23 protein-coding genes are annotated in these 25,579 nt (G+C 36.7%); all 23 read left to right on the forward strand.

The window, feature by feature from the left end; all coding sequences use genetic code 11:
- Positions 1-63 precede the first annotated feature (63 nt).
- The gene (uppS, locus tag J2R98_RS02245) at positions 64-810 is read left to right on the forward strand and encodes an undecaprenyl pyrophosphate synthase (RefSeq protein WP_307065698.1); all 747 of its coding nucleotides are present in this window, start codon (positions 64-66) and stop codon (positions 808-810) included.
- A 12-nt stretch (positions 811-822) separates the two neighbouring features.
- Positions 823-1,611: a phosphatidate cytidylyltransferase gene (locus tag J2R98_RS02250; protein WP_307065700.1), complete on the forward strand. Its 789-nt coding sequence runs from the start codon at positions 823-825 to the stop codon at positions 1,609-1,611.
- 26 nt (positions 1,612-1,637) lie between these two features.
- A complete protein-coding gene (dxr, locus tag J2R98_RS02255; protein ID WP_307065702.1) occupies positions 1,638-2,786 on the forward strand; it encodes a 1-deoxy-D-xylulose-5-phosphate reductoisomerase in 1,149 nt (382 codons plus the stop codon).
- 15 nt (positions 2,787-2,801) lie between these two features.
- Complete coding sequence (rseP, locus tag J2R98_RS02260; RefSeq protein WP_307065704.1) at positions 2,802-4,058, forward strand: RIP metalloprotease RseP; 1,257 nt, start codon at positions 2,802-2,804, stop codon at positions 4,056-4,058.
- 26 nt (positions 4,059-4,084) lie between these two features.
- Positions 4,085-5,785 (forward strand): proline--tRNA ligase, encoded by a 1,701-nt coding sequence (locus J2R98_RS02265; protein ID WP_307065706.1) that lies wholly within the window; start codon positions 4,085-4,087, stop codon positions 5,783-5,785.
- Positions 5,786-5,863: 78 nt separating this feature from the next.
- On the forward strand, positions 5,864-10,162 hold the full coding sequence (locus tag J2R98_RS02270; RefSeq protein ID WP_307065709.1) for a PolC-type DNA polymerase III: 4,299 nt from the start codon (positions 5,864-5,866) through the stop codon (positions 10,160-10,162).
- 217 nt (positions 10,163-10,379) lie between these two features.
- Entirely contained in the window at positions 10,380-10,850 is a 471-nt protein-coding gene (rimP, locus tag J2R98_RS02275) for a ribosome maturation factor RimP (RefSeq protein ID WP_307065710.1), read from the forward strand.
- A 17-nt stretch (positions 10,851-10,867) separates the two neighbouring features.
- Complete coding sequence (nusA, locus tag J2R98_RS02280) at positions 10,868-11,965, forward strand: transcription termination factor NusA (RefSeq protein WP_307065712.1); 1,098 nt, start codon at positions 10,868-10,870, stop codon at positions 11,963-11,965.
- Between the two features lie 13 nt (positions 11,966-11,978).
- Positions 11,979-12,245: an RNase P modulator RnpM gene (gene rnpM / locus J2R98_RS02285; protein ID WP_307065715.1), complete on the forward strand. Its 267-nt coding sequence runs from the start codon at positions 11,979-11,981 to the stop codon at positions 12,243-12,245.
- 2 nt (positions 12,246-12,247) lie between these two features.
- Positions 12,248-12,550, forward strand: coding sequence for a YlxQ family RNA-binding protein (locus J2R98_RS02290; protein ID WP_307065717.1), 303 nt, complete (start codon positions 12,248-12,250; stop codon positions 12,548-12,550).
- Between the two features lie 17 nt (positions 12,551-12,567).
- Complete coding sequence (infB, locus tag J2R98_RS02295) at positions 12,568-14,727, forward strand: translation initiation factor IF-2 (protein WP_307065719.1); 2,160 nt, start codon at positions 12,568-12,570, stop codon at positions 14,725-14,727.
- Entirely contained in the window at positions 14,724-15,002 is a 279-nt protein-coding gene (locus J2R98_RS02300) for a DUF503 domain-containing protein (RefSeq protein ID WP_307065721.1), read from the forward strand. Before infB ends, J2R98_RS02300 begins: the two co-directional genes overlap by 4 nt.
- Positions 15,003-15,027: 25 nt before the next feature.
- On the forward strand, positions 15,028-15,372 hold the full coding sequence (rbfA, locus tag J2R98_RS02305; RefSeq protein WP_307065724.1) for a 30S ribosome-binding factor RbfA: 345 nt from the start codon (positions 15,028-15,030) through the stop codon (positions 15,370-15,372).
- 122 nt (positions 15,373-15,494) lie between these two features.
- A complete protein-coding gene (truB, locus tag J2R98_RS02310) occupies positions 15,495-16,406 on the forward strand; it encodes a tRNA pseudouridine(55) synthase TruB (RefSeq protein WP_307065727.1) in 912 nt (303 codons plus the stop codon).
- A 13-nt stretch (positions 16,407-16,419) separates the two neighbouring features.
- Entirely contained in the window at positions 16,420-17,364 is a 945-nt protein-coding gene (locus tag J2R98_RS02315; RefSeq protein ID WP_307065729.1) for a bifunctional riboflavin kinase/FAD synthetase, read from the forward strand.
- 126 nt (positions 17,365-17,490) lie between these two features.
- On the forward strand, positions 17,491-17,760 hold the full coding sequence (gene rpsO / locus J2R98_RS02320; protein ID WP_307065731.1) for a 30S ribosomal protein S15: 270 nt from the start codon (positions 17,491-17,493) through the stop codon (positions 17,758-17,760).
- Between the two features lie 142 nt (positions 17,761-17,902).
- A complete protein-coding gene (gene pnp / locus J2R98_RS02325; RefSeq protein ID WP_307065732.1) occupies positions 17,903-20,014 on the forward strand; it encodes a polyribonucleotide nucleotidyltransferase in 2,112 nt (703 codons plus the stop codon).
- 95 nt (positions 20,015-20,109) lie between these two features.
- Positions 20,110-21,330: a M16 family metallopeptidase gene (locus tag J2R98_RS02330; RefSeq protein WP_307065734.1), complete on the forward strand. Its 1,221-nt coding sequence runs from the start codon at positions 20,110-20,112 to the stop codon at positions 21,328-21,330.
- A 32-nt stretch (positions 21,331-21,362) separates the two neighbouring features.
- The gene (locus tag J2R98_RS02335) at positions 21,363-21,602 is read left to right on the forward strand and encodes a YlmC/YmxH family sporulation protein (protein WP_307065736.1); all 240 of its coding nucleotides are present in this window, start codon (positions 21,363-21,365) and stop codon (positions 21,600-21,602) included.
- A gap of 136 nt (positions 21,603-21,738) precedes the next feature.
- On the forward strand, positions 21,739-22,614 hold the full coding sequence (gene dpaA, locus J2R98_RS02340) for a dipicolinic acid synthetase subunit A (RefSeq protein ID WP_307065738.1): 876 nt from the start codon (positions 21,739-21,741) through the stop codon (positions 22,612-22,614).
- Positions 22,615-22,633: 19 nt separating this feature from the next.
- Positions 22,634-23,218 (forward strand): dipicolinate synthase subunit B, encoded by a 585-nt coding sequence (locus J2R98_RS02345; RefSeq protein ID WP_307065739.1) that lies wholly within the window; start codon positions 22,634-22,636, stop codon positions 23,216-23,218.
- 76 nt (positions 23,219-23,294) lie between these two features.
- The gene (locus J2R98_RS02350) at positions 23,295-24,344 is read left to right on the forward strand and encodes an aspartate-semialdehyde dehydrogenase (protein ID WP_370871917.1); all 1,050 of its coding nucleotides are present in this window, start codon (positions 23,295-23,297) and stop codon (positions 24,342-24,344) included.
- 14 nt (positions 24,345-24,358) lie between these two features.
- Positions 24,359-25,573 carry an aspartate kinase gene (gene dapG, locus J2R98_RS02355; RefSeq protein WP_307065743.1) on the forward strand — a complete coding sequence of 405 codons (1,215 nt, stop codon included), beginning with the start codon at positions 24,359-24,361 and terminating at the stop codon, positions 25,571-25,573.
- Positions 25,574-25,579 lie beyond the last annotated feature (6 nt).

A 25,579-nucleotide genomic window follows, 5' to 3' on the forward strand; every position in this document is an offset into this window, starting at 1 on the left:
ACAGCTTTCGCTCATTCCAGCGGAAGCTGAATTTTTCTTAATGTTGTGTAGCGAGGGATTATTATGCTTTTTCGTACAAACTCTAAAAATGAACAAGATGAATTACAAACGGAAAATATACCGAGGCATATTGCAATCATAATGGATGGCAATGGTAGGTGGGCTAAGAAACGAGCTTTACCACGTGTCGCCGGCCATCGTGAAGGTATGAAAGCAATTGAAAAAGTCGTTAAGCGAGCATCTAATTTAGGTGTTGAAGCATTAACGCTGTACGCTTTTTCTACAGAAAATTGGAAAAGACCTAAATCTGAAGTTGAGTTTATAATGAAATTACCTTCTCAATTTTTAGATACATATTTACCTGGACTTAAAGAAAATAATGTTAGAATTACAACTATGGGTGACTTTGAATCGCTACCTGAATTTACAAAGAATGCTGTTAGCAAGGCAATTGAGGAAACAAGCAATAATAATGGTATGGTTTTAAACTTAGCTTTAAACTATGGCAGTCGCAAAGAATTAGTAGACGCTGTTAAAGAAATTAGTCAGTCTGTATTAGATGGTGAATATGGTGTGGATTCTATCAATGAGCAAAAAGTTGAAGATCATTTATATACGACTGATTTACCAGATCCTGATTTACTAGTTAGAACAAGTGGTGAACAAAGGTTAAGTAACTACTTATTATGGCAATTAGCGTATGCGGAGTTTTACTTTACTGACAAACTTTGGCCTGAATTTAATGGAGAAGCATTAGATGAAGCTATTAAGGAATATCAACATCGAAAAAGAAGGTTCGGTGGCTTATAGGGATGTGAGGAAATGAAACAACGAGTCATAACGGCTATAATTGGATTGATCATATTTGTTCCCTTTGTCGTATATGGAGGGTGGCCATTTGCATTAATAGTTGCTGTTTTAGCAACAATGGGGTTAAACGAGTTGTTTCGGATGAACAATATATCAACTTTTAGTTTCCCTGCAGTATTAAGCTTTTTGCTGTTATGGATTTTTTATATTGATCTATTTATAACACCGATCTTTTCATACATACCGTTGGAACATTTTGAACTATTTTATATTTTTGTATTTTCACTCTTAATTTATACTGTTGTTGTAAAAAATGAAAAGACGTACCACGACTTATCGTTTGTATTGTTATCATTATTTTATGTTGGAGTCGGTTTTGCATATTTTATCGAAACAAGATTTGTCGGCTTAGAATACATCTTCTTTGTATTATTAATTATTTGGTTAACAGATTCAGGGGCATTTTTCTTTGGAAAATATATGGGTAAACGTAAATTGTGGCCTGAAATTAGTCCGAAAAAGACAATTGCAGGATTTGTTGGTGGTATATTAAGTGCCATCGTGGTAGCTGTCATCTTTGAATTAATAGTTGAATTATATGGTTCCGTTTTAACTGTCATCATAATTGCAATTATCGCTTCGATCCTTGCACAAATTGGTGATTTAGTTGAATCTGCTTTAAAACGAACTTATGAAGTGAAAGATTCTGGAACTTTACTACCAGGTCACGGTGGTGTTTTAGATCGTTTTGACAGTTTAATCTTTATGCTGCCTTTCTTACATTTTCTACAATTTATTTAATATATAGCAATAAATGAGGGTTAAATATGAAAAATATTGTCTTATTAGGTGGAACGGGTTCAATTGGATTGCAAACTATTGATATAATAAAAGAATACCCTAATGCTTTTAATCTTTATGCACTTGCATTTGGAACTCAAGTGAATGTTGCCAAACCGATTATTGAGGACTTAAAACCTCAAGTTGTTATTGTTAAAGATAAACAAACTAAAAGTCATCTTGAAAGTTCACTTACATATGATGTTAAAGTGTATGCTGGATTAGATGCATTAAGTGAAATTGTTAAAGATGAACAAGTTGATTTAGTTGTCAATGCTGTTTTAGGAAGTGTTGGTTTGAAGCCTACACTAGAAGCCATTCGAGCTAAAAAGCAAATTGCGTTTGCAAATAAAGAAACGCTTGTAACAGCAGGTCATCTAGTAATGGAAGAAGCAAGGAAATACAGTGTTGACTTACTTCCAGTTGACAGTGAACATGCTGCGATCCACCAATGTCTACGTGGAGAAAGTATTAAAGAATTAAAGCGTATGGTAATTACGGCTTCTGGTGGTAGCTTTCGGGATCGTACGAGGGATGAGCTTGTAGGTGTTACTAAAGAAGATGCTTTAAAGCACCCTAACTGGAGCATGGGAGCAAAGATCACCATCGACTCAGCAACAATGATGAATAAAGGCCTTGAAGTAATTGAGGCGCATTGGCTATTCGGCGTCCCATATGATCAAATTGATGTGATTTTGCACAAAGAAAGCGTTATTCATAGTATGGTAGAATTTACGGACCAAAGTGTTATGGCACAGTTAGGAACACCTGATATGAGAATACCCATTCAATATGCTTTAACTTATCCGGAACGTTATCCTTACAATATGTCAGAAGGATTGGACTTATTAGCTTTTGGTACTTTAAACTTTCAAGAAATGAGTTTTGAACGGTTCCCATGTTTAAAAATGGCGTATGAATCCGGACGTGAAGGTGGTTCTATGACAACCGTTTTAAACGCTGCAAATGAAGAAGCTGTTTCTTTATTTTTAAACGGAAAAGTAGACTTTTTAGGGATAGAAAAATTAATTCAAAACCAACTTGAACAACACAAAACAATTACGTCTCCTGATTTAGAAACGATTTTAACTATTGACCAAGAGACCCGTGAACGCGTCCGTCATGAAGTGTCTTAAAGGAAGGTGCTAGTATTGAATACTGTTATTGCCTTTATTTTCATGTTTGGCCTTTTAGTATTTATCCATGAATTAGGCCATCTCATTTTTGCTAAAAGAGCTGGAATGTTAGCCCGTGAATTCGCGATCGGCTTTGGACCGAAAATATTTTCGTACCGTAAAGACGAAACGTTGTATACGGTTCGTTTGCTTCCAATTGGTGGCTATGTACGAGTAGCAGGTGAAGACCCAGAAATTATTGAATTAAAACCAGGGCATCATATCGGCTTAGAGTTTAACGATCTAGGTGAAGTAAATAAAATAATTGTTAACAATAAATCAAACTATCCTAATGCCAAAATTGTAGAAGTAGAGCAAGTGGATTTAGATCACGAATTAAAAATTGACTGTTATGAGCTAGATACTGATGAGCATCACCAGTATAATGTTAATCGAAAAGCATTGTTCGTTATGGATGATAAAGAAACTTTAATCGCCCCATATGATCGTCAGTTTGCATCTAAGTCTGTCGGCCAAAAAGGGATACAAGTCTTTGCTGGTCCTGCGATGAACTTTTTATTAGCGATTGCAATTTTTATTGGGCTTGGCTTTCTTCAAGGAGTACCAGTAGATGAAGCTTTAATTGGTGGAGTGCAAGAAGATAGTCCTGCAGAACAGGCTGAATTGATGGAAGGTGACGAAGTCGTATCGATTAATGGTCAATCTATAGAGACGTGGATGGACTTTGTAATATACGTTCAAGATCGACCTGGTGAGCAATTAGATGTGACTGTAGAAAGAGAAGGAGAACTTATATCCAAATCCATTACACCAGAGTCCTTCACTGAACAAGGGGAGACAATTGGAAGGCTCGGTGTTATGAGAATGTTCGAAGATTCTCCTGGAGATGTCATCTTACATGGTTTTACACAAACATATGATATAACCGTATTAATCATAAATGCTCTTGGCCAACTTGTGACTGGCCAATTATCTCTTGATGCGTTAGCGGGTCCGGTCGGTATTTATTCTGCAACTGATGACGTTGTACAAACTGGATTCTTAAACTTTTTAATGTGGACAGCTATGTTAAGTATTAATTTAGGTATTATCAATTTATTACCTCTTCCTGCATTAGATGGGGGTAGGTTAATGTTTATTGGTCTAGAAGCCATTAGAGGAAAGCCAGTGGACCCTCAAAAAGAAGGTGTTGTCCACTTTATCGGCTTTGCACTACTTATGTTGCTGATGATTGTTGTAACATGGAATGATATAGAACGTTTATTTATGTAAATATCGTATTTTGAGGTGAATCTAATATGAGACAAAGTAATATGTTGATTCCAACTTTGCGAGAAGTACCTAAAGAAGCAGAAATAGCAAGTCACCAATTACTATTGAAAGCTGGTTATATTCGAAAACTAGCTTCAGGAGTATACAACTTTTTGCCTTTAGGTAAGAGAGTCTTACGTAATTTAGAAAAAATTGTTCGTGAAGAAATGGACCGTGCAGGAGCTCAAGAAATTCAAATGCCAAGCCTACAACCTGCGGAACTATGGGAAACATCAGGCCGTTGGGATACAATGGGCTTAGAATTAATGCGTCTTAATGATCGTCATGAAAGACCATTTGCACTTGGAGCGACTCATGAAGAGGTTGTAACATCATTAATTAGAGATGAAATCAATTCATACAAAAAACTACCTCTAACAGTCTACCAAATCCAAACGAAGTATCGTGATGAAAAAAGGCCACGATTTGGTTTACTAAGAGGTAGAGAGTTTTTAATGAAGGATGCTTATTCTTTCCATGAAGATTTCGATTCTTTAGATGAAACGTATGATCAGTTATTCAATGCTTATAAACGCGTGTTTGAGCGTTGCGGTTTGAATTTTAGGGCTGTAATTGCAGATTCAGGAGCAATGGGTGGTAAAGACACACACGAATTTATGGTTTTATCCGATGTAGGTGAAGATACTATTGCCTACTCTGATACATCTGAATATGCGGCTAATGTTGAAATGGCACCTGTTGTAACACAATATGAACCGCGTAATGAAGAACAAAAGCCACTGGAAAAAGTCGAGACACCGAATGCGAAAACAATGCAAGAGGTAGCGGATTATTTAGGGCATTCACTTGCTGAGGGCATGAAAGCTATTATGTTCAAAGTGGATGAGCGTCTTGTGTTAGTCGTAACTCGTGGAGATCATGAAGTGAACGATGTTAAAGTGAAAAACCTGTTTGATGCAGGGATCGTCGAATTGGCTACTGAACAAGAAACCCTAGATGCTATTGGAGCAGGTTTCGGTTCTTTAGGGCCAATTAACGTAGAAGAAACCGTTGAAGTGATTGCTGATCAAGCAGTTAAATCCTTAGTGAACGCTACTTGTGGAGCTAACGAAAATGGCTATCACTTTAAAAATGTGAACCCTGACAGAGATTTTGAAGTATCACAATATGCAGACTTACGCTTTATTGAAGAAGGCGATCCTTCTCCAGATGGACAAGGTACAATACAATTCGCAAAAGGAATTGAAGTTGGCCACGTATTTAAGCTAGGTTCTTTATATGCTGATAAGTTAGGAGCATCTTTCTTAAACCAACAAGGACGTTCACAAAACTACGTGATGGGTTGTTATGGTATTGGAGTTACAAGAACTTTAGCTGCTGTAGTTGAACAATATCATGATGATCATGGCATGTTTTGGCCAGACTCATTAGTTCCTTTTGATGTGCACATTATTAATTTAAATGCTAAGAAAGAGGAACAAGTTGAAGTTGCAGAACAAGTATATGAACAACTTCAATCTAAAGGTTTTGATGTTTTATATGATGACCGTCAAGAGCGTGCTGGCGTTAAATTTAATGACAGTGATTTGATTGGTGTAACACATAGAGTCACGATTGGTAAACGTGCACATGAAGGTTATGTTGAGTATAAACATCGTAAAACAGGAGAACAGCAAGATATTCATATTGATGAACTTGTTGACTTTCTAAAATCACTTCATTCATAATTCCGATGTAAACCCTTGTCTTATAATGTGAGACAAGGGTTTACTAAAATGATATAACCTTTAAGAGAGGGACTTGAAATGGACCTAAATAAAAAAGAGAAAATGGCACTGTTACTTGAACAAGTTAATATGCCAACTGACGTTATAAATGAGCACTTTTCAGAAACCATTTTAAATAAATTAACTGTCTACAAAGAAAAGAAGCTGTGGGAGTTCCACTTACATAATCCTACTCCGTTTAAATTCGAAGCGATTTCTTTATTCAAAGCTAATTTAAAAACGGCCTTTCATCATATTGCTGACGTTGATGTAGTCATAACAAATGACCATAGCGATCTTGAGGATGAAGAATTTAAAACGTATTGGCATGATTTCATTCATTCAATCCACGATTTATTTCCAGCGTATAAAGACTTTATCTGTTCTCAAGTGCCCAAACTTGAGGGAGTTAATGTCTCGTTAAGCGCTCGTAATGATGCAGAAGCTAATGTAATTAAGAAGAAACTAGATCCACTTTTTAAAGACTACTGTGATAAGCACGGTCTTAAAAATTATTATATTCAACTAGAAGTCTCAATTAATGAAGAGGAAATCCAACAGTTTCAAAAACAGAAACAAGAAGAAGAAAGAAACTTAGTTCAAAAAGCGATCCAAGATCAAGCTGAAAAAGAAAAAGTTAAAGAAGATGAACCGAAAGAAAATCAAGGTCCTTTACAAATTGGCTATGACATTAAAGATGAACCAATTCAAATGCACAATATTTTAGAAGAAGAGAAACGAATGGTCATTCAAGGTTATGTATTTGACGTTGACATTCGTAATTTAAGGTCTGGTCGCGACCTTTTGATTATTAGCATTACAGATTATACGGATTCAATCCAAATTAAAATGTTCTCTAAAGGTGATGAACAAAAGGAACAATTCAAACGTGTTAAAGAAGGCATGTGGATTAAAGCACGCGGAAGCGTTCAAACAGATACGTACACAAATGAACTAATGATGATGGGTAATGACGTCATTGAAGTAAAAGGAGTAGTACGAAAAGATGAAGGCATCGATGGTGAAAAGCGTGTAGAACTACATGCACATACAACGATGAGTCAAATGGACGCAACTGTCTCAGCCTCAAGTCTAGTTGAGCAAGCTGCTAATTGGGGTCATAAAGCGATTGCGATCACAGACCACGGTGTAGTCCAAGCTTTTCCAGATGCGTATAATGCAAGTCAGAAGCATGACATAAAAGTACTTTATGGGTTGGAAGCTTATTTAGTAGATGATGGTGTGCCTATTGCTTACAATGAAAAGGACTTAATGCTTGAAGATGCAACGTATATCGTATTTGACGTCGAAACGACAGGACTTTCTGCAACTTATGATAAAATTATCGAGCTAGCAGCCGTGAAATTATACCAAGGTGAGATTATTGACCGTTTTGAGCGATTTGCTAATCCTCATCAGAAGTTAAGCCAAACGACGGTCGATCTTACAGGCATAACTGATGACATGGTTAAAGATGCACCAGAAATTGAAGATGTCATGCGAGACTTTTATGACTGGTGTGGCAGTGATGTGCTCGTAGCCCATAACGCAAGTTTCGATATTGGCTTTATTAATGCAGCTTATCAACGTATACAATTACCGAAAGTAACAAATCCTGTGATCGACACTCTTGAGTTAGCGCGTTTACTTTATCCTAATTTTAAAAACCATCGCCTCAATACATTATGTAAACAATTAAACATTGAGCTAACACAACACCACCGCGCAATATATGACGCAGAAGCTACTGGTTACTTAATGTGGGCGTTAGTTAAGACAGCGAAAGAAAAAGAGATTGAAAATCACCAAGATCTAAATCGTTATGTCGGACAAGGTGATGCATACAAACGCTCTAGGCCTATGCATGCTATTTTAATAGCACAAACAGAAGAAGGTTTAAAAAACTTATTTAAGCTTGTGTCTTTAGCACACATTGATTACTTTTTCCGCGTTCCAAGGATACCACGATCAAAGTTATCAAAACTTCGTGAAGGAATCTTAGTAGGTTCAGCATGCGACCAAGGTGAGTTATTTGATACTATTGCTCTTAAATCAGAGGAAGAAGCAGAAAAAGTAGCTGAGTTTTACGACTATATCGAGGTTCAACCACCGATGAACTATTACCACTTAATCGAAAAAGAGAATGTACAATCGCTAGAACATATTAAGCAATTGATCAAGAAGTTGATTGAAATAGGGGACCGATTAGGTAAAACAGTAGTAGCAACCGGTAATACGCATTACTTACACGAACACGAAAAAATTTATCGACAAATTTTAATTGGCTCGCAAAGTGGTAACCCATTAAACCGTCAAACATTACCTAACGTTCCATTTAAAACAACACAAGAAATGTTAAGTGATTTTGCTTTCCTTGGCGAAGAAAAAGCAAAAGAAATTGTCGTTACTAATACAAACTGGGTAGCAGATCAAGTTGATGTTTTGAAACCAATTAAAGACGATTTATATACACCAAACATTGAAGGTGCAGACCAAGAAATAAGAGATATGTGTTATAACCGTGCTAAAAGTATTTATGGAGAAGACCTACCTAACATCGTAACTGATCGACTTGAGGTTGAGTTAACGAGTATTATCGAAAATGGTTTCTCGGTTATTTATTTAATTTCACAAAAAATCGTTAAAAAATCATTAGAAGATGGTTATTTAGTAGGTTCACGTGGTTCTGTCGGTTCATCATTTGTGGCGACGATGATGGAGATTACCGAAGTGAATCCGTTGGCGCCACACTACGTATGCCCAGAGTGTCAGCACTATGAGTTTTTTACTGATGGAAGTGTTGGCTCAGGTTATGATTTACCTGAAAAGAGTTGTGAACAGTGTGGTGCGGAATATAGTCGTGATGGTCAAGATATTCCATTTGAAACATTCTTAGGCTTTAAAGGTGATAAAGTACCGGATATTGACTTAAACTTCTCAGGAGAATATCAACCTGTAGCCCACCATTATACTAAAGTGCTATTTGGAGAAGAAAAAGTTTATCGTGCAGGTACGATTGGTACAGTCGCTGAAAAGACTGCTTACGGATTTGTTAAAGGTTACGCACAAGACAATCAATACATGTATCGTCAAGCTGAAGTAGATCGATTAGTTAAAGGTTGTACAGGGGTTAAACGTACGACTGGACAACACCCAGGTGGTATTATCGTTGTACCAGATGAGTACGAGATATATGACTTTTCCCCAATTCAATACCCGGCTGATGATCAAAGTTCAGAATGGTTAACGACACACTTTGATTTCCATTCCATTCATGATAACTTATTAAAACTTGATATTTTAGGACACGATGATCCTACTGTTATACGTATGTTACAAGATATAACTGGTATTGATCCAGAACATGTACCAGTTAATGATCCTGAAGTAATGAAGATTTTTAGCGGTCCTGATGTTTTAGGTGTAACAGCCGATGATATTTTGTGTAAAACTGGAACACTTGGTGTACCAGAGTTTGGTACACGATTTGTAAGACAGATGCTAGAGGATACTAAGCCATCTACTTTTAATGAGCTAGTTATTATATCAGGTTTATCTCACGGTACCGATGTATGGCTAGGTAATGCTCAAGATCTTATCAATGATGGCATTTGCGAAATTGGTGATGTAATCGGTTGTCGTGACGATATTATGGTTTATTTAATGCATAAAGGGCTTGAATCATCTTTGGCATTTACGATTATGGAATTTGTTCGTAAAGGGAAAGGGCTAAAAGACGAATGGATTGCAGAAATGAAAAAGCATGGTGTGCCTGATTGGTATATTGAATCTTGTAAGAAGATTAAGTACATGTTCCCGAAAGCGCACGCTGCGGCATATGTATTAATGGCTATAAGAATTGCTTATTTCAAAGTTCATTATCCAATTGAATTTTATGCTGCTTACTTCTCAGTACGTGCCGATGACTTTGATATTGACACGATGGTACGAGGTGCAGAACCAATCAAGCAACGTGTTGAAGACATCATTGAAAAGGGTAATGAAGCCGCTCCAAAAGAGAAGAGTCTATTAACTGTGTTAGAACTAGCCTTAGAAATGACGATGAGGGGCTATACTTTCCAAAAAGTAGACCTTTATAAATCAGATGCTAAAAGGTTTATCGTTGACGGTGACACTTTAATCCCTCCATTCAATTCAATTGATGGTTTAGGTACTAATGCAGCGATTAATATTGCGAAAGTACGTGAAGAAGGGGAATTCCTCTCAAAAGAAGACTTAAGAGAACGTTCTCGTATCTCTAAGACAGTATTAGAGTATTTAGACCAACATGGTTGCTTAGCAGGATTACCTGATCAAAATCAGCTATCCTTGTTCTAGACTAGTCTCCAGGGTTGCAAATATTCTATCAGTATGGTATATTTCATATTGGATAAGCAAAAGATACGATTACGGTAAAGAGTGGGGAAACCCACTCTTTCCTTTTGTCTCACCCTGCTGAACACGTAAACAGCAGGGCAATTTATTGCCTAAAATAATGAAAGAATGCTTATATGAATTAATAGTAGCACTTAGCTGTATTAAGGAGGGTATGAACTTGAGTAAAAAGATTGTAACTTTGACTGAAGAAATTGCTCAACCAATTGTAGATGCGATGGAACTTGAATTAGTAGACGTTGAATTTGTTAAGGAAGGGAAAAACCACTTTTTACGAGTCTATGTTGATAAAGATGGAGGCGTCGACATTGAAGATTGTGAGAAAGTAAGTGAGCGATTAAGTGAACAATTAGATGAACAAGATCCAATTGAAAGTGCTTATTTTCTTGAAGTTTCCTCACCAGGTGTAGAACGCAAGCTGAAGAAAAAGGAAGATTTCGAGCGATTCGTCGGTTCTTATGTTTACATAAAGACGTTCGAACCTATTGATGGTGATAAAGAGTTCTTTGGAGATATTAAAAGTTTTGAGAACGATGAAGTAACACTTGTAGTTAACGTTAAAACGCAAACAAAAGAAGTAACTATACCATATAAAAAGGTCGCTAATGCACATTTAGCAGTGTCATTTTAATAAGGGAGGTTTAATTGGTGAATACAGATCTATTAGATGCAATGAAAAGTTTAGCCGATGAGAAAGGCATCGATCGTGAAGTTCTTTACGAAGCTCTTGATGCAGCATTAGTTTCTGCATACAAGAAGAACTTTAATTCGAAAACAAACGTAAGAGTTGACTTAGACTCAGATGATGGTGAATTAAAAGTTTATGCAAGACTTCAAATTGTTGAAGAAGTAGAAGATGATGATTTAGAAATTTCAATTGAAGAAGCAAAAGAAATTGACCCAACATATGAAGTTGACGATATCTTAGAGCGTGAAGTAACGCCACGTAATTTTGGGCGAATTGCGGCACAAGCTGCAAAACAAGTTGTGACACAACGGGTTCGCGAAGCAGAACGCGGTGTGATCTATAGCGACTTTGTTGATCGTTTAGATGATATCTTAATAGGTACAGTACAACGCATGGACCAAAGGTATCTCTATATCCATCTAGGAAAAATTGAAGGTAAATTACCAATGAATGAAGTCATGCCTGATGAGTCATATAAAGTACATGACAGAATTAAAGTATATGTTACTAAAGTAGAGAATACGAGCAAAGGCCCTCAAGTTTATGTATCTCGTACTCATCCTGGATTATTAAAGCGTTTATTTGAAATTGAGGTCCCTGAAATTTATGAAGGCATCGTTGAAATTATGTCAGTATCACGCGAAGCCGGCGATCGTTCAAAAATTAGTGTGCACGCTGAAGATCCAGAAATTGATCCAGTTGGTTCGTGTGTCGGTCAAAGAGGTCAGCGAGTGCAGACAGTAGTTGATGAATTAAACGGCGAAAAAATCGATATCGTACATTATTCTGAGGATCCAGTCGTTTATATTTCAAACGCTTTAAGTCCTTCAAAAGTAATCGATGTATTAGTAGATGAAGAAGAGCATGCAACGACAGTCATTGTACCTGATAACCAACTATCACTAGCAATTGGTAAAAGAGGACAAAATGCTCGTTTAGCTGCTAAATTAACAGGTTGGAAAATTGACATTAAAAGCGAATCAGAAGCAACAGAAGAAGGGTTGTTAAATAACGACTCTGCTGAAGTTGATGTTGAAGATCACGACGACGAACTGTAAGGGGTGATGAATAATGGCAAGTAAAAAGAAAGAACCTTTACGTAAGTGTGTTGTGACACAAGAAATGGTACCAAAAAAACAACTCATTCGGGTTGTTCGAAATAAAGAGGGTGAGGTTTTCGTTGACGATACCGGTAAAAAGAACGGTAGAGGCGCCTATTTAAGTAATGATCAAGATACAATTGAAAAGGCGAGAAAAACGAAAGTGTTAAATAAACATTTAAATACAACAGTTAGTGATGAAATATACGACGAATTACTACGTAAAGTGAGTGAGTGAAAGTGAGTCATAACTATTTAAACTTACTAGGATTAGCATTCCGAGCAAGAAAGCTAACTCTCGGCGAAGAAGCGATTATCGATGCCATACGATCGCAGCAAGCCCACTTAGTGATCATTGCTGGAGATGCTTCACAAAATACAACAAAAAAGCTCACAGATAAATGTTGTAGCTATGATGTCCCTTTTCGAATTGTTGATGATCGTAATACGCTATCTCAAGCGATTGGGAAGCAAGGGCGAGTGGCAATTGCCATAAATGACGAAGGTTTTTCTAACAAGTTTATGCAATTGTTACCGGAATAATACTCGGGGGTGAATGTATGAAAAAAATGCGCGTATATGAATATGCCAAGCAACAAAACGTTTCAAGTAAGGAAGTTATTAATAAATTAAAAGAACTAGACGTTGAAATTTCAAACCATATGTCTACAATTACAGAAAATACAATTAGACAGTTGGATGGAATTTATCAACCTAAATCACAAGAAAAAGCTGAACCAAAAAAAGAAGAAAAGAAACAAGAGACTAAGAAGCAACAATCTAACAACCAACAACAGCAAAATCACAACAAAAGTAATCATAACAAACAAGGCCAAAACAACCAAAAAACATCAAGCCACAATCAAAATAATCAAGGCAATAAAAACAAGAAAAACAACAAAAAAGGTAACAACAAAAACAGAAGACAAGATCAACAACAGAAACCACAACAAAGTTCCCAAGAAGTACCAAGCAAAATCACTTATCAAGGGTCTTTAACAGTTGGAGAACTTGCTGAGAAGTTAAACAAAGACTCTTCAGAAATTATTAAGAAGCTTATGTTGCTTGGTGTAATGGCGACAATTAATCAGCAATTAGATGAAGAAACAATTGAGCTCATTTGTGATGATTTCGGTGTGGAAGTTGAAGAAGAAGTTGTCGTTGACCAAACTGATTTAAACAACTTCATTGAAGAAAATGAGGATGAAAATTTACAAATTCGCCCAGCAATCGTTACGATTATGGGGCACGTTGACCATGGTAAAACAACGCTTCTAGACTCCATTCGCCAAACAAAAGTTACAGAAGGTGAAGCGGGAGGCATTACACAACATATTGGAGCTTACCAAATTGAGGATGAGGGTAAGAAGACAACATTCCTAGATACACCTGGTCACGCTGCCTTCACTAGTATGCGATCTCGTGGTGCACAAGTAACAGATATAGCGATTTTAGTCGTAGCTGCTGATGATGGAGTCATGCCTCAAACAGTTGAAGCGATTAACCACGCTAAAGCTGCAGAAGTGCCGATTATTGTTGCTGTTAACAAAGTTGATAAAGAAGGCGCAGACTCAAGTCGAGTTATGCAAGAGTTAACGGAATACGAATTAGTACCTGAAGACTGGGGCGGAGAAACAATTTATGTACCGCTATCAGCTTTAAAAGGTGAAGGTATTGACAATTTAGTAGAAATGATTAACTTAGTTGCAGAAGTTGAAGAACTAAAAGCTAATCCTAACAAGCCAGCAAACGGTACAGTAATTGAAGCTCAGCTAGAGAAAGGTCGCGGAAGTGTTGCTACTCTATTAGTGCAAGATGGTACGTTAAACATGGGTGATTCATTAGTAATTGGAAACACTTATGGTAAGGTACGTGCTATGAGTGATGATCTAGGACGCCGTGTTAACTCAGCAGGTCCATCAACACCTGTAGAAGTAATCGGCCTTAACTCTGTACCACATGCCGGTGATCAATTTGTTGTATTCAAAGATGAGAAGAAAGCTAAACAAATCGCTGAAATACGTGAACAAAAAGAAGTTGAAGAAAAACGTGAATCAACAGGTAAGCTAAATTTAGATGAATTATTTGATCAAATTAAGCAAGGTGATTTAAAAGAAATTAACCTTATAGTAAAAGCTGACGTACAAGGTTCAGTAGAAGCTGTTGCTTCTTCTTTACGTAAGATTGATGTAGAAGGTGCAAAAATTAACATCATTCATACAGGCGTAGGTGCTATTACTGAGTCAGATATCATTTTAGCTTCTGCTTCAAATGGTATTGTCATTGGATTTAACGTTAGACCTGATAACAACGCCAAACGTGCAGCGGAGTCAGAAGGAATAGATATTCGTTTACACCGTATTATTTATAAAATTATCGAAGAGATTGAAGCAGCCATGAAAGGTATGCTTGACCCTGAATATGAAGAAAAGATCATTGGTCAAGTTGAAGTACGTGAAACGTTTAAAGTATCTAAAATTGGTACAATTGCTGGTTCTTACGTTACAGATGGTAAGATCACTCGTAATTCTGGAATCCGTGTTATTCGCGATAGTGTTGTTCAATTTGAAGGTGAAATCGATTCTCTAAAACGTTTTAAAGATGATGTTAAAGAAGTTCAACAAAACTACGAATGTGGTATTACGATTAAAAACTTCAATGACATTAAAGAAGGCGACATCATTGAAGCGTTCATAATGGAGGAAATTAAACGATCATGATTGGATATGCTTACGTTGAATGTTTGCTTTATGATGTTCAATCTTTAAAAGGCAAACGTTCAATTATTAAACAAGTGACTAATCAAATCACTAAAAAGTTTAATGTAAGTATGACTGAAATTGATTTCCATGATACATGGCAACGGTCAGCATTCGGAATAGCTGTTGTTTCTACCGATAAGGTCATGGCTGAACGGGTTCTACAACAAGCTGTAGAAACAATTGATTCACGCACCGATTTGGATACGACTATTATTGAATATGAATGGTTGTAACCCTAAAATTCCGAGGTGATAATAAATGAGTAATGTTAGATCAAATCGTGTTGCTGAGCAAATGAAAAAAGAACTCGGCGATATTTTATCAAGAAAAATTAAAGACCCACGTGTAGGATTTGTTACAGTAACAGACGTAAAAGTAAGTGGGGATTTACAACAAGCGAAAGTTTTTATTTCCATTTTCGGTGATGATGAACAACAAGAAAAAACATTAGTAGGCTTAGCGAAGTCTAAAGGTTTCATTAGAACTGAAATTGGTCAACGTATTCGATTACGTAAAACACCAGAGATCACATTTGAAATTGATGAAGCTATTCAATACGGAAACAAAATTGAAAACATTTTAAATGATCTCAATAAGGAATAACCTTTATATACACCTTTAAAGGATAGACAAACACGTCTATCCTTTAGTGTGTATTTAAGATATAAGCTTCTTTGGTTTTGTTAATTAACCAATAGGCTTTTACATAAAAAGAGGTGCATCGAATGAACGGAATTATTCCATTATGGAAACCAAAAGGGATGACTTCACACGATTGTGTTATGAAATTAAGAGGAATTTTAAGGACGAAAAAGGTTGGTCATACTGGTACATTAGATCCTGAGGTTGAAGGGGTATTACCGATTACAGTTGGAAAGGCAACTAAATTGACAACTTTAATTACGGACCATCCTAAAACATACGTTGCCGAAGTTTCCTTAGGTAAACAAACGACGACTGAAGATTATACAGGTGAAGTTGTTGATCAGAAAAACATTTCTGAATCACTTACTCTTGAACATTGTGAAGGTGTTTTAAAACATTTTGAAGGAACAATAACTCAAGTTCCACCTATGTATTCTGCAGTTAAAGTTAACGGTATGAAGCTATATGAGTACGCAAGGGAAGGACTTGAGGTAGAGCGCCCTAATCGAGAAGTCACGATCTATAATATAAGTAACTTAAGTGATCAGTTGAAAATATACAATCAACAAGATGTAAGATTTTCATTTCAAGCTACTTGTTCTAGCGGAACATATATAAGAACTCTTTGTGTTGATATTGGTAAAAAGTTAGGATATCCAGCTCACATGTCTCATTTAGTTAGAGAAGAGGCAGGTTCTTTTAAATCAAATGAGTCTGTTACATTTGAGCAGTTAGAGGCGGCAAAGAAAGATGAAGGCGTCGAGAAGTTTATCGTAAGCCCGTCAAAACCTTTATCTTATTTGCCAACATATATAGCAAATACTGATGAAATTTTTCGTTTTAAGAATGGACAAGTACTGTCTGTTCCCTCTACACTAAAAGAAGTTGACTTATTTAGAGTTGAAGATGAACTAGGACATTTAATAGCATTATATCAACAACATCCGACTAAAGCTGGTCAAATTAAACCGTTTAAGGTATTGCAATCGTAAAGAAGGTGAATTTATGGAAGTTATTGAACTGTCTTTAAGTGAAAGTAGCCACTTTCCTAAATTAGATGATGTTAGTATTGCTGTAGGTTATTTTGATGGCATACATAAAGGGCATCAAGCTGTTATACAAACGGCAATTGAACAAGCCAATGAACTAAATATTAAATCTGGAGTTATGACGTTTAGCCCACATCCATTAACGGTTATTAAAGGAGAGCCTCTATCTGATTACTTAATTACATCACTTGATGAAAAGCTAGACTTGTTTAAAAGTATGGATTTAGATTATGTTATCATAGTTACTTTTGACCGTGATTTAGCAAAACTATCACCACAGTCTTTTGTAGATCAGTTTTTCTCTGATTTAAATGTTAAACATGTAGTAGGTGGATTTGACTTCTCATTTGGTCATAAAGGTGCTGGAAAAATTCAAGAGATGGAAAGCTACTCAAAAGGAAGGTTTACACATTCTGTAGTAGACCAAGTCTCTTTAAAAAACGAAAAAGTTAGCTCAACCTTAATAAGAGAACAATTATCTTTAGGTAACCTTAAGTACACCGAACAATTATTAGGTCGTCCATTCACAATCAAATCTAAAGTTAAAGAAGGGTACAAAAGAGGTAGGGAAATTGGTTTTCCTACTGCTAACTTAGATGTTGATCCAGAACATAAAGTACCTAGAGTAGGTGTATATGTTGTACAGATAGAGTATGCCGATAAAGTTTATGGTGGAATGGCAAGCGTTGGATATAATCCAACATTTGAAAATGAGCATGATAAGCCGATTATTGAAGTGAATATTTTTGACTTTGATCAAAATCTTTATGGCGAAGAGATCATCGTCTCATTTATGAACTACATTCGTGATGAAGAAAAATTCGACAATGTTGATACATTAGTCGACCGAATTAAACAAGATGAGATTGAAGCAAAAAAAATCTTATCGAAATATAGATAATACTTGCATTTGGCACTTATAACGTGTATTGTAAATATTGTATGAAGCTAACCTTGTTCTTGGCATAACGTCTCTCCGCCGAATGCTAGGAAGAAGGGGATTATAAAACATTAGGAGGTGAATAGGATGGCAATTTCACAACAACGCAAAAGCGAACTAATCAGCGAATTTAAAACTCACGAGAATGATACTGGTTCTCCAGAGGTACAAGTAGCTATCCTAACAGAACAGATTACTACTTTAAACAATCACTTACGTGAGCACAAAAACGACCACCACTCTCGTCGTGGTTTAATGAAAATGGTTGGTAGACGTCGTCATTTGTTAAACTATCTACGTAACAAAGACATTCAACGCTACCGTGAATTGATCAATAAACTTGGTCTACGTCGATAAGGTTTGTCACAAAAAGCGGGGATATCACCCGCTTTTTCTTTATCATAAAGACTTTTACAAGCATAACGACAAGTAATAAAATGAATAATAAAAGTGTACTTGTGATTACATAAGAACAGTACTTGGAAGGAGCAATTAAATTATGACGAATGAAATGAAGTCATATTCGATCGATGTCGGTGGAAGGCAATTAACGTTTGAAATTGGAGAAGTTGCTAAACAAGCAAACGGTGCTGCAATGGTGAGATATGGTGACACATCAGTATTAGTTGCCGCTACTGCCTCTAATGAACCTAAAGATTTACCTTTCTTCCCACTAACAATTAACTATGAAGAGAAATTATATGCAGTTGGTAAGATACCAGGCGGGTTCATTAAACGTGAAGGGAGACCTAGTGATAAAGCGGTTTTAACTTCTCGTTTAATTGATCGTCCAATTCGACCGTTATTTGCAGATGGTTTTCGTAATGAAGTACAGGTAATGAGTACAGTCCTAAGCCTAGATCAAGATTGTTCTTCAGAAATCGCTGCTATGATCGGTTCATCCCTCGCACTATGCATCTCAGATATTCCATTTGATGGGCCAATTGCTGGTGTTAATGTTGGTCGTGTAAATGGTGAGTTTATCATTAACCCTACCATTGAACAAATGAAAGAAAGTGATATCGAATTAACGGTAGCTGGAACAAAAGATGCGATCAATATGGTTGAGGCTGGTGCGGAAGAGGTTCCAGAAGATATTATGTTAGAAGCAATTATGTTTGGCCATGAAGAAATTAAGCGTTTAGTAGCATTCCAAGAAGAGATTGTTGCTGAAGTAGGCAAAGAGAAAGTGGAAGTGACATTATTCACTCCAGAAGAAGATATTGCTTCAGAAGTTGAGAAATTAGCTAAAGACAAGCTAGTTTCTGCCATTAAAACTGAAGAAAAACAAGCTCGTGAAGATTCGATTGACGCTGTGAAAAAAGAAATCGTTGAACAATATGAAGAGGCAGAAGCAGAAAGTGACGTAATCGGACAAGTTAAAGCGGTGTTAGATTCAATTGTTAAAGAAGAAGTTCGCCGTTTAATTACAGTAGATAAAATTCGCCCTGATGGCCGTCAAGTCGATGAAATTCGCCTGTTAACTTCACGTACTGAAGTTTTACCTAGAACACATGGTTCTGCGATGTTCACTCGTGGTCAAACACAAGCTTTAAGTGTATGTACACTAGGACCATTAGGAGATGTACAAATTCTAGATGGTTTAGATCTTGAGGAAGAGAAGCGTTTTATGCATCACTATAACTTCCCACAGTACAGTGTAGGTGAAACTGGCCCTGTACGTGGACCTGGTAGACGTGAAATCGGTCACGGAGCCCTAGGTGAACGTGCTTTATATCCTGTTATTCCAGATGAGAGCGAATTCCCTTATACGATTAGAGTTGTCTCTGAAATTTTAGAATCAAACGGTTCGACTTCACAAGCGAGTATTTGTGCAGGAACAATGGCAATGATGGATGCTGGTGTACCACTTAAGAAGCCAGTTGCAGGTATTGCAATGGGGTTAGTTAAATCAGGTGAGAACTATACAGTACTAACTGACATTCAAGGTATGGAAGATGCATTAGGTGACATGGACTTTAAAGTAGCTGGAACGAACGAAGGTGTAACAGCGCTACAAATGGATATTAAAGTTGACGGTTTATCAAAAGAAATTTTAGAAGAAGCCTTAACACAAGCGAAAAAAGGTCGTATGGAAATTTTAAATCATATGGTTGAGACAATTCCACAACCGCGTGAAGAACTTTCTGATTACGCACCTAAAATCGAAAAAATCTTGATTAAACCAGATAAGATCCGAGATGTTATTGGACCAAGTGGTAAACAAATTAATAAAATCATCGAGGAAACAGATGTTAAGATTGATATCGAACAAGATGGTCGCATTTTCATTTCATCACCAGATCGAACCAAGATTAACCACGCAAAACAGATCATTGAAGATTTAGTGCGCGAGGTTGAGGTTGGTAAGATCTATTTAGGTAAAGTTAAACGTGTTGAAAAGTTCGGTGCATTCGTTGAACTATTTAGTGGTAAAGATGGATTAGTCCATATTAGTGAACTTGATGAACAACACATAAAAAATGTAACCGATGTGGCTGATGTCGGAGATGAGATGTTAGTTAAAGTTAAAGAAATTGACCAACAAGGTCGTGTTAACTTATCTCGTAAAGCAGCTTTAAAAGAGCAAGAATCTGAACAATCCATGTAATTTGGAGACATAAGATAGAGCTGGTGTTTACCAGTTCTTTTTTATGTCATTAATTATAGGACGAAATTTAAAAATTCAACGGGAGAGGTTATACAGTGTTACAAAGATACGAACTCAACAACGGTTTAAAAATAGTTGAGGAGCAAATGAATGGGGTTCGTTCAGTGTCAATTGGAATATGGATTTTAACTGGATCGCGCAATGAACCTGAGAATATTAATGGAATTTCACACTTAATAGAACATATGCTTTTCAAAGGAACTGACAAAAGGTCACCTAAAGAGATAGCTGAAGCTTTTGATAAAATAGGAGGACAAGTCAATGCATTTACTTCAAAAGAGTATACTTGTCTTTATGCAAGAGTTATGGACCAACATGCTGAAGAGGCTTTAGAAGTGTTGTCTGATATGATTTTGAACTCTAAATTTGATGAGGAAGAACTTGAAAGAGAAAAGAAAGTTGTCTTAGAAGAAATACTCATGACAGAAGATGACCCAGATGATATTATTCATGACTATTTACATGAAGTAAGCTTTGAAAATCACCCATTGTCACAATCAATTTTAGGTAGTCGCGAAGCATTACATAATTTGTCTAGGTCAGATATTATCAATTATATGGATCAATATTACACAGCTGAACGTATGGTTGTTTCTATAGCAGGTAATGTGCCAGAGAACTTCCGCGAAAAAGTATCCACACACTTAGGAGATATTAGTTCTAATTCTAAAGATGAGGACGAGTTGAAGACAATTTTCACACCAGGCAATATTGAAAAAACTGATGATACAAGTCAATCCCACTTATGTATTGGCTATAATGGATATCAAATTGGAACGGATGAGGTATTAACGGTTTCTGTATTAAACAACGTACTAGGCGGTAGCATGAGCTCGAGAATGTTCCAACAAGTTAGAGAAGATAAAGGGTTGTCATATGCTATATTCTCATTTCACAATCCATTTCGGGATAATGGAATTTTAACAATCTATAGTGCAACTGCACCCGATCAACTTGAAGAAATGGAAACCATAATTAATAGTATCATAGATGATATTAAAGTGAATGGTATAACGGATCAAGAATTAACGAATACAGTTCAACAATTAAAAGGTCAATTAGTGTTGGGGTTAGAAAACCCTAGTAGTCGAATGAACCGCAATGGTCGTAATGAGCTTTTACAACAACCACACTTAACAATTGATGAGCTAATTACGAAACTTGAAAAAGTAACTCATGTTGATATTAAAAAGATTGCAAATGAAATGTTTAATTCTAAGCCAGCTCGTGCATTGATTTCACCTGAAAGCATATAATGGTATAAAACATACTAGAAAGGTAGATGTTTATGCGTTATAGAGACTTATCAGGAAAAGAATTAATTGATGCAGACCGTGGAGAGAGGTTAGGTGTGTTAGGACATACCGACTTAGAAATTAACGAATCAACGGGCCAAATTGAACGGATCGTTATTCAGGATTACTCGATGCTAGGTTTTAAAAAGGGAGAGTCCACTGCTACTATAAAATGGTCAGATATTGAAGTAATCGGTGACGATATGATCGTCATTAAACGAAACGCCTTTTAAGACTTCATAAAAATAAAAATTGTATTGAAATCATATGTATAACTGGCTTTCCTTAAAACTTGGAAAGTCAGTTTTCACTTTTCCTAGACGTTTACATAGTATATATTGGATTGAATGATAATGGGTAGGTGATGAGATGTTAACAGGAAAGACAGTGTTAATTGTAGGTGGCGACGCCAGGTATATTGAGTTAATTAAACAATTGTCATTATTTGATGCTAGCGTCTATGCTATTGGGTTTGATGAAGCGGAAGACCAGCTTGACAATGTCGTCTTAACGACTGAGGATCGTTTAGTGAAAAATCAAATCGACGCAATCATCTTACCGATTACCGGGCTAGATCAGAACGGTTATGCTGATACTCATTTTAGTGATTCATCAATACAATTGACCGAAGAAGCATTAAACGATTTTCCAGACCACTGTTTGATGTTCACTGGGATTATGACACCGTACTTAAGGCAATTAACTAACTTTGAAAACCGTATTGTCGCATTGATGGACCGAGATGATGTTGCGATTTATAATTCGATCCCAACTGTTGAAGGTGCCATAATGCTTGCGATTCAACATACAGACTTTACTATTCATAATTCCAATGTAACCATTTTAGGCTTTGGAAGGGTAGGAAAAACATTAGTGAGACCTTTTCAAGGGTTAGGTGCTAACGTTTCAGTTTATGCACGAAGAAATGATGATTTAGCAAGAGTTTTTGAGTCTCATGCTAAACCAATAGAAGAGACTGATCTTGTCGACTCAGTAAAGGACTGCAACATATTAATTAACACAGTACCAGAATTAATCGTAACGCCTAAAATTATAAGCGCACTGCCATTGGACTGTTTAATTATCGATTTAGCGTCAAAACCAGGAGGAGTCGATTTTCGTTATGCAAAAAAGCGTGGCGTAACTGCTATGCTCGCACCTAGTTTGCCAGGGATGGTCGCACCAAAAACAGCTGGTAAAATATTAGCCCATGTCATTCAAACCGTTATGCATGATCATGAATAACGGAAGGAGTTCGGTTTGATTGGATTTAAAAGGTAAAAGAATAGGATTTGGATTAACAGGATCACATTGTACGTATGATGAGACATTTCCAGTTTTGCAAGACTTAGTTGATCGGGGTGCTGAAGTTGTACCCATAGTCTCTTATACTGTTCAGTCTACTGACACAAAATTCGGAGAGGCTGAACAACATATTGCTAGAATAAAAGAGATAACAAACAAACCACTCGTTAACACTATTCCTTTAGCAGAACCACTAGGACCTAAAGAACCTTTAGATTGTATGGTTATTGCACCAATGACAGGTGCTTCTTTAAGCAAGTTTGCTAATGCCCTAACAGATAGCCCTGTCTTAATGGCAGCTAAAGCAACGTTAAGAAATCGTAAACCTGTCGTTTTAGCGATCTCTACAAATGATGCTTTAGGATTAAATGCTGCCAATATTGCTAAACTATTAGCTGCTAAGCATATCTACTTTGTACCATATGGCCAAGATGATCCAGTGAAGAAGCCTACGTCTTTAGTAGCGCATATGTCACTGCTACCAGATACAATTGAAAAAGCACTTGAAGGTGAACAATTGCAACCCATGTTAAGAGAATATTAACAAAGGTGTTAATAATATAAAAATATGATAGACTGTTAATAGAAAATTTATATACGTAGTTATGGAGGGAATAAAAGTGGAAGCAAAAAGCAGGTACAATGTAGCAGTTGTAGGAGCAACAGGTGCAGTAGGTGAAAAAATAATTGCGATGCTAGAAAAGGTCGAGTTCCCAATTGATGAACTACGTCCTTTAGCATCAAAGCGTTCAGTAGGCAATACCGTTCAATACAAAGGTGGAGAAGTTTCGATTCAAGAAGCAACTCCAGAAGCTTTTGAAGGAATTGATATTGCTCTATTTTCAGCAGGCGGTTCAGTTTCAAAGCAGCTAGCTCAAGAAGCTGTCGATCGTGGAGCTGTCGTTATTGATAATACAAGTGCATTCCGTATGCATGAAGATGTTCCATTAGTTGTTCCTGAAGTGAACAAAGAAGATATTAAAAATCATAAAGGAATTATTGCTAACCCAAATTGTTCAACAATTCAAATGGTAGCAGCTTTAGAACCAATCCGTGAAAAATATGGGCTTAACCGTATTATTGTTTCAACTTATCAGTCGGTATCAGGTTCAGGTAATGATGCGATTGAAGAGCTTAAGCATCAAACACGATCAATGCTAGATGGGGAAACAGTTCATACAGAAATCATGCCAGTGAAATCTGAGCCAAAGCACTTCCCAATCGCGTTTAACGCATTACCTCAGATCGACACATTTGAAGACAATCATTATACATTTGAAGAAATGAAGATGGTTAATGAAACGAAGAAAATCATGAGTCTTCCTGAGTTAAACGTTGCTGCAACGTGTGTGCGTTTACCATTTTTCTACTCACATGCTGAGAGCATCTATGTCGAAATTGATCATGAAAACATTTCAGTTCCGCAATTACAAGGTGCTATTAAAGATGCACCAGGTGTTGTATTAGAAGATGATATTGTAAACCAAGGATATCCAACGCCGTTATCTGCAGAAGGTAAATTAGATATTTTTGTAGGTCGAGTAAGAAAAGACTTAGATGTACCAAACGGATTCCACTTATGGGTTGTAGCAGATAACGTACTAAAAGGTGCTGCTTGGAATTCAGTACAAATCGCTCAAGCATTAATCGAAATGAACTCTGAAGCATAAGTCGAGGTGCAAAGATGAAAACGTTAGTGCAAAAGTTTGGTGGGACCTCTGTTCGCGATGAAGCGATCAGAGGTCGAGCAATTCAACATATAAAGGATGCAATTCAAGAAGGATATCGAGTCGTCGTAGTCGTTTCTGCAATGGGACGCAAAGGTGAACCATATGCAACCGACTCTTTACTCGGTTTAATTGATTATCCCGAAACAGACGTTACAAAACGTGAAATTGATTTATTAATGTCGTGTGGCGAAACAATCTCGTCTGTTGTTTTTACACATGAATTAAAACAACAAGGTGTAACAGCGACTGCATTGACAGGGTCACGCGCGGGTATACTAACAACGAGTGATTATACAGACTCTAGAATTAATAAAGTCGATTCTACAGAAATTCATAAGTATTTAAAAAGTAATGATGTTGTCGTCGTTGCAGGTTTCCAAGGACAAGATGAAGATGGTAATGTTACAACTCTTGGACGTGGTGGTTCTGATACTTCTGCTGTAGCATTAGGAGCCGCTATGGAATCTGATTATGTTGATATCTTTACGGATGTTGATGGAATTAAAACAGCCGATCCAAGACTTGTTGAAAATGCTAAAACTTTACAAGTGATGACATATAATGAAATTGTTCATCTAGCGTACCAGGGCTCTAAAGTGATTCACCCTAGAGCTGTTGAAATTGCGATGCAAGAAAAGATTCCGATCCGAGTACGATCAACATACTCTAATGATAGCGGTACTTTAGTAACTGCAAAAAAAGATCAAACAGTCGACCAAGGCTTTAAAGATCGACTCGTTACTGGTATCGCACACGTTTCTGGCATTACACAAGTTAAAGTGTACACTAAAGAAGATCCAATTCGTTTGCATAATGACGTATTAACCCAATTAGCATCAGAACAAATCTCAGTTGACTTTTTCAATATTACAACAGATGGTATAACATTCACTGTCCCTACACACAAACTAAAGACTACTACTTCTATAATAGAAGCATTAAATTATGACTATAAAATCGTAGAAAAATGCGCAAAAGTTTCAACAGTAGGTGCTGGAATTCAAGGAGTTCCAGGTGTTGCTTCTCGTGTCGTTTCAGCATTATCAAAATTTAACATCCAAATATTACAGTCGGCAGATAGCCATACTACTATTTGGGTGTTAGTAAAAGAACAAGACCTTGAAAATGCGGTTAACGCATTACACCAAGAGTTTCTCGAAGATCGTTAATTTGTG

Source organism: Alkalibacillus filiformis, from assembly GCF_030814115.1.
Lineage (GTDB): Bacteria > Bacillota > Bacilli > Bacillales > Alkalibacillaceae > Alkalibacillus > Alkalibacillus filiformis.

Bases quoted from the DNA above. Each gene is read 5' to 3' on its own strand.
- J2R98_RS02300 (WP_307065721.1), top strand. From the start codon at position 14,724: ATGATTGGATATGCTTACGTTGAATGTTTGCTTTATGATGTTCAATCT.
- J2R98_RS02265 (WP_307065706.1), top strand. From the start codon at position 4,085: ATGAGACAAAGTAATATGTTGATTCCAACTTTGCGAGAAGTACCTAAA.
- truB (WP_307065727.1), top strand. From the start codon at position 15,495: ATGAACGGAATTATTCCATTATGGAAACCAAAAGGGATGACTTCACAC.
- J2R98_RS02335 (WP_307065736.1), top strand. From the start codon at position 21,363: ATGCGTTATAGAGACTTATCAGGAAAAGAATTAATTGATGCAGACCGT.
- dxr (WP_307065702.1), top strand. From the start codon at position 1,638: ATGAAAAATATTGTCTTATTAGGTGGAACGGGTTCAATTGGATTGCAA.
- dapG (WP_307065743.1), top strand. From the start codon at position 24,359: ATGAAAACGTTAGTGCAAAAGTTTGGTGGGACCTCTGTTCGCGATGAA.
- rbfA (WP_307065724.1), top strand. From the start codon at position 15,028: ATGAGTAATGTTAGATCAAATCGTGTTGCTGAGCAAATGAAAAAAGAA.
- J2R98_RS02270 (WP_307065709.1), top strand. From the start codon at position 5,864: ATGGACCTAAATAAAAAAGAGAAAATGGCACTGTTACTTGAACAAGTT.
- pnp (WP_307065732.1), top strand. From the start codon at position 17,903: ATGACGAATGAAATGAAGTCATATTCGATCGATGTCGGTGGAAGGCAA.
- J2R98_RS02250 (WP_307065700.1), top strand. From the start codon at position 823: ATGAAACAACGAGTCATAACGGCTATAATTGGATTGATCATATTTGTT.
- dpaA (WP_307065738.1), top strand. From the start codon at position 21,739: ATGTTAACAGGAAAGACAGTGTTAATTGTAGGTGGCGACGCCAGGTAT.
- J2R98_RS02315 (WP_307065729.1), top strand. From the start codon at position 16,420: ATGGAAGTTATTGAACTGTCTTTAAGTGAAAGTAGCCACTTTCCTAAA.
- rpsO (WP_307065731.1), top strand. From the start codon at position 17,491: ATGGCAATTTCACAACAACGCAAAAGCGAACTAATCAGCGAATTTAAA.
- infB (WP_307065719.1), top strand. From the start codon at position 12,568: ATGAAAAAAATGCGCGTATATGAATATGCCAAGCAACAAAACGTTTCA.
- uppS (WP_307065698.1), top strand. From the start codon at position 64: ATGCTTTTTCGTACAAACTCTAAAAATGAACAAGATGAATTACAAACG.
- rnpM (WP_307065715.1), top strand. From the start codon at position 11,979: ATGGCAAGTAAAAAGAAAGAACCTTTACGTAAGTGTGTTGTGACACAA.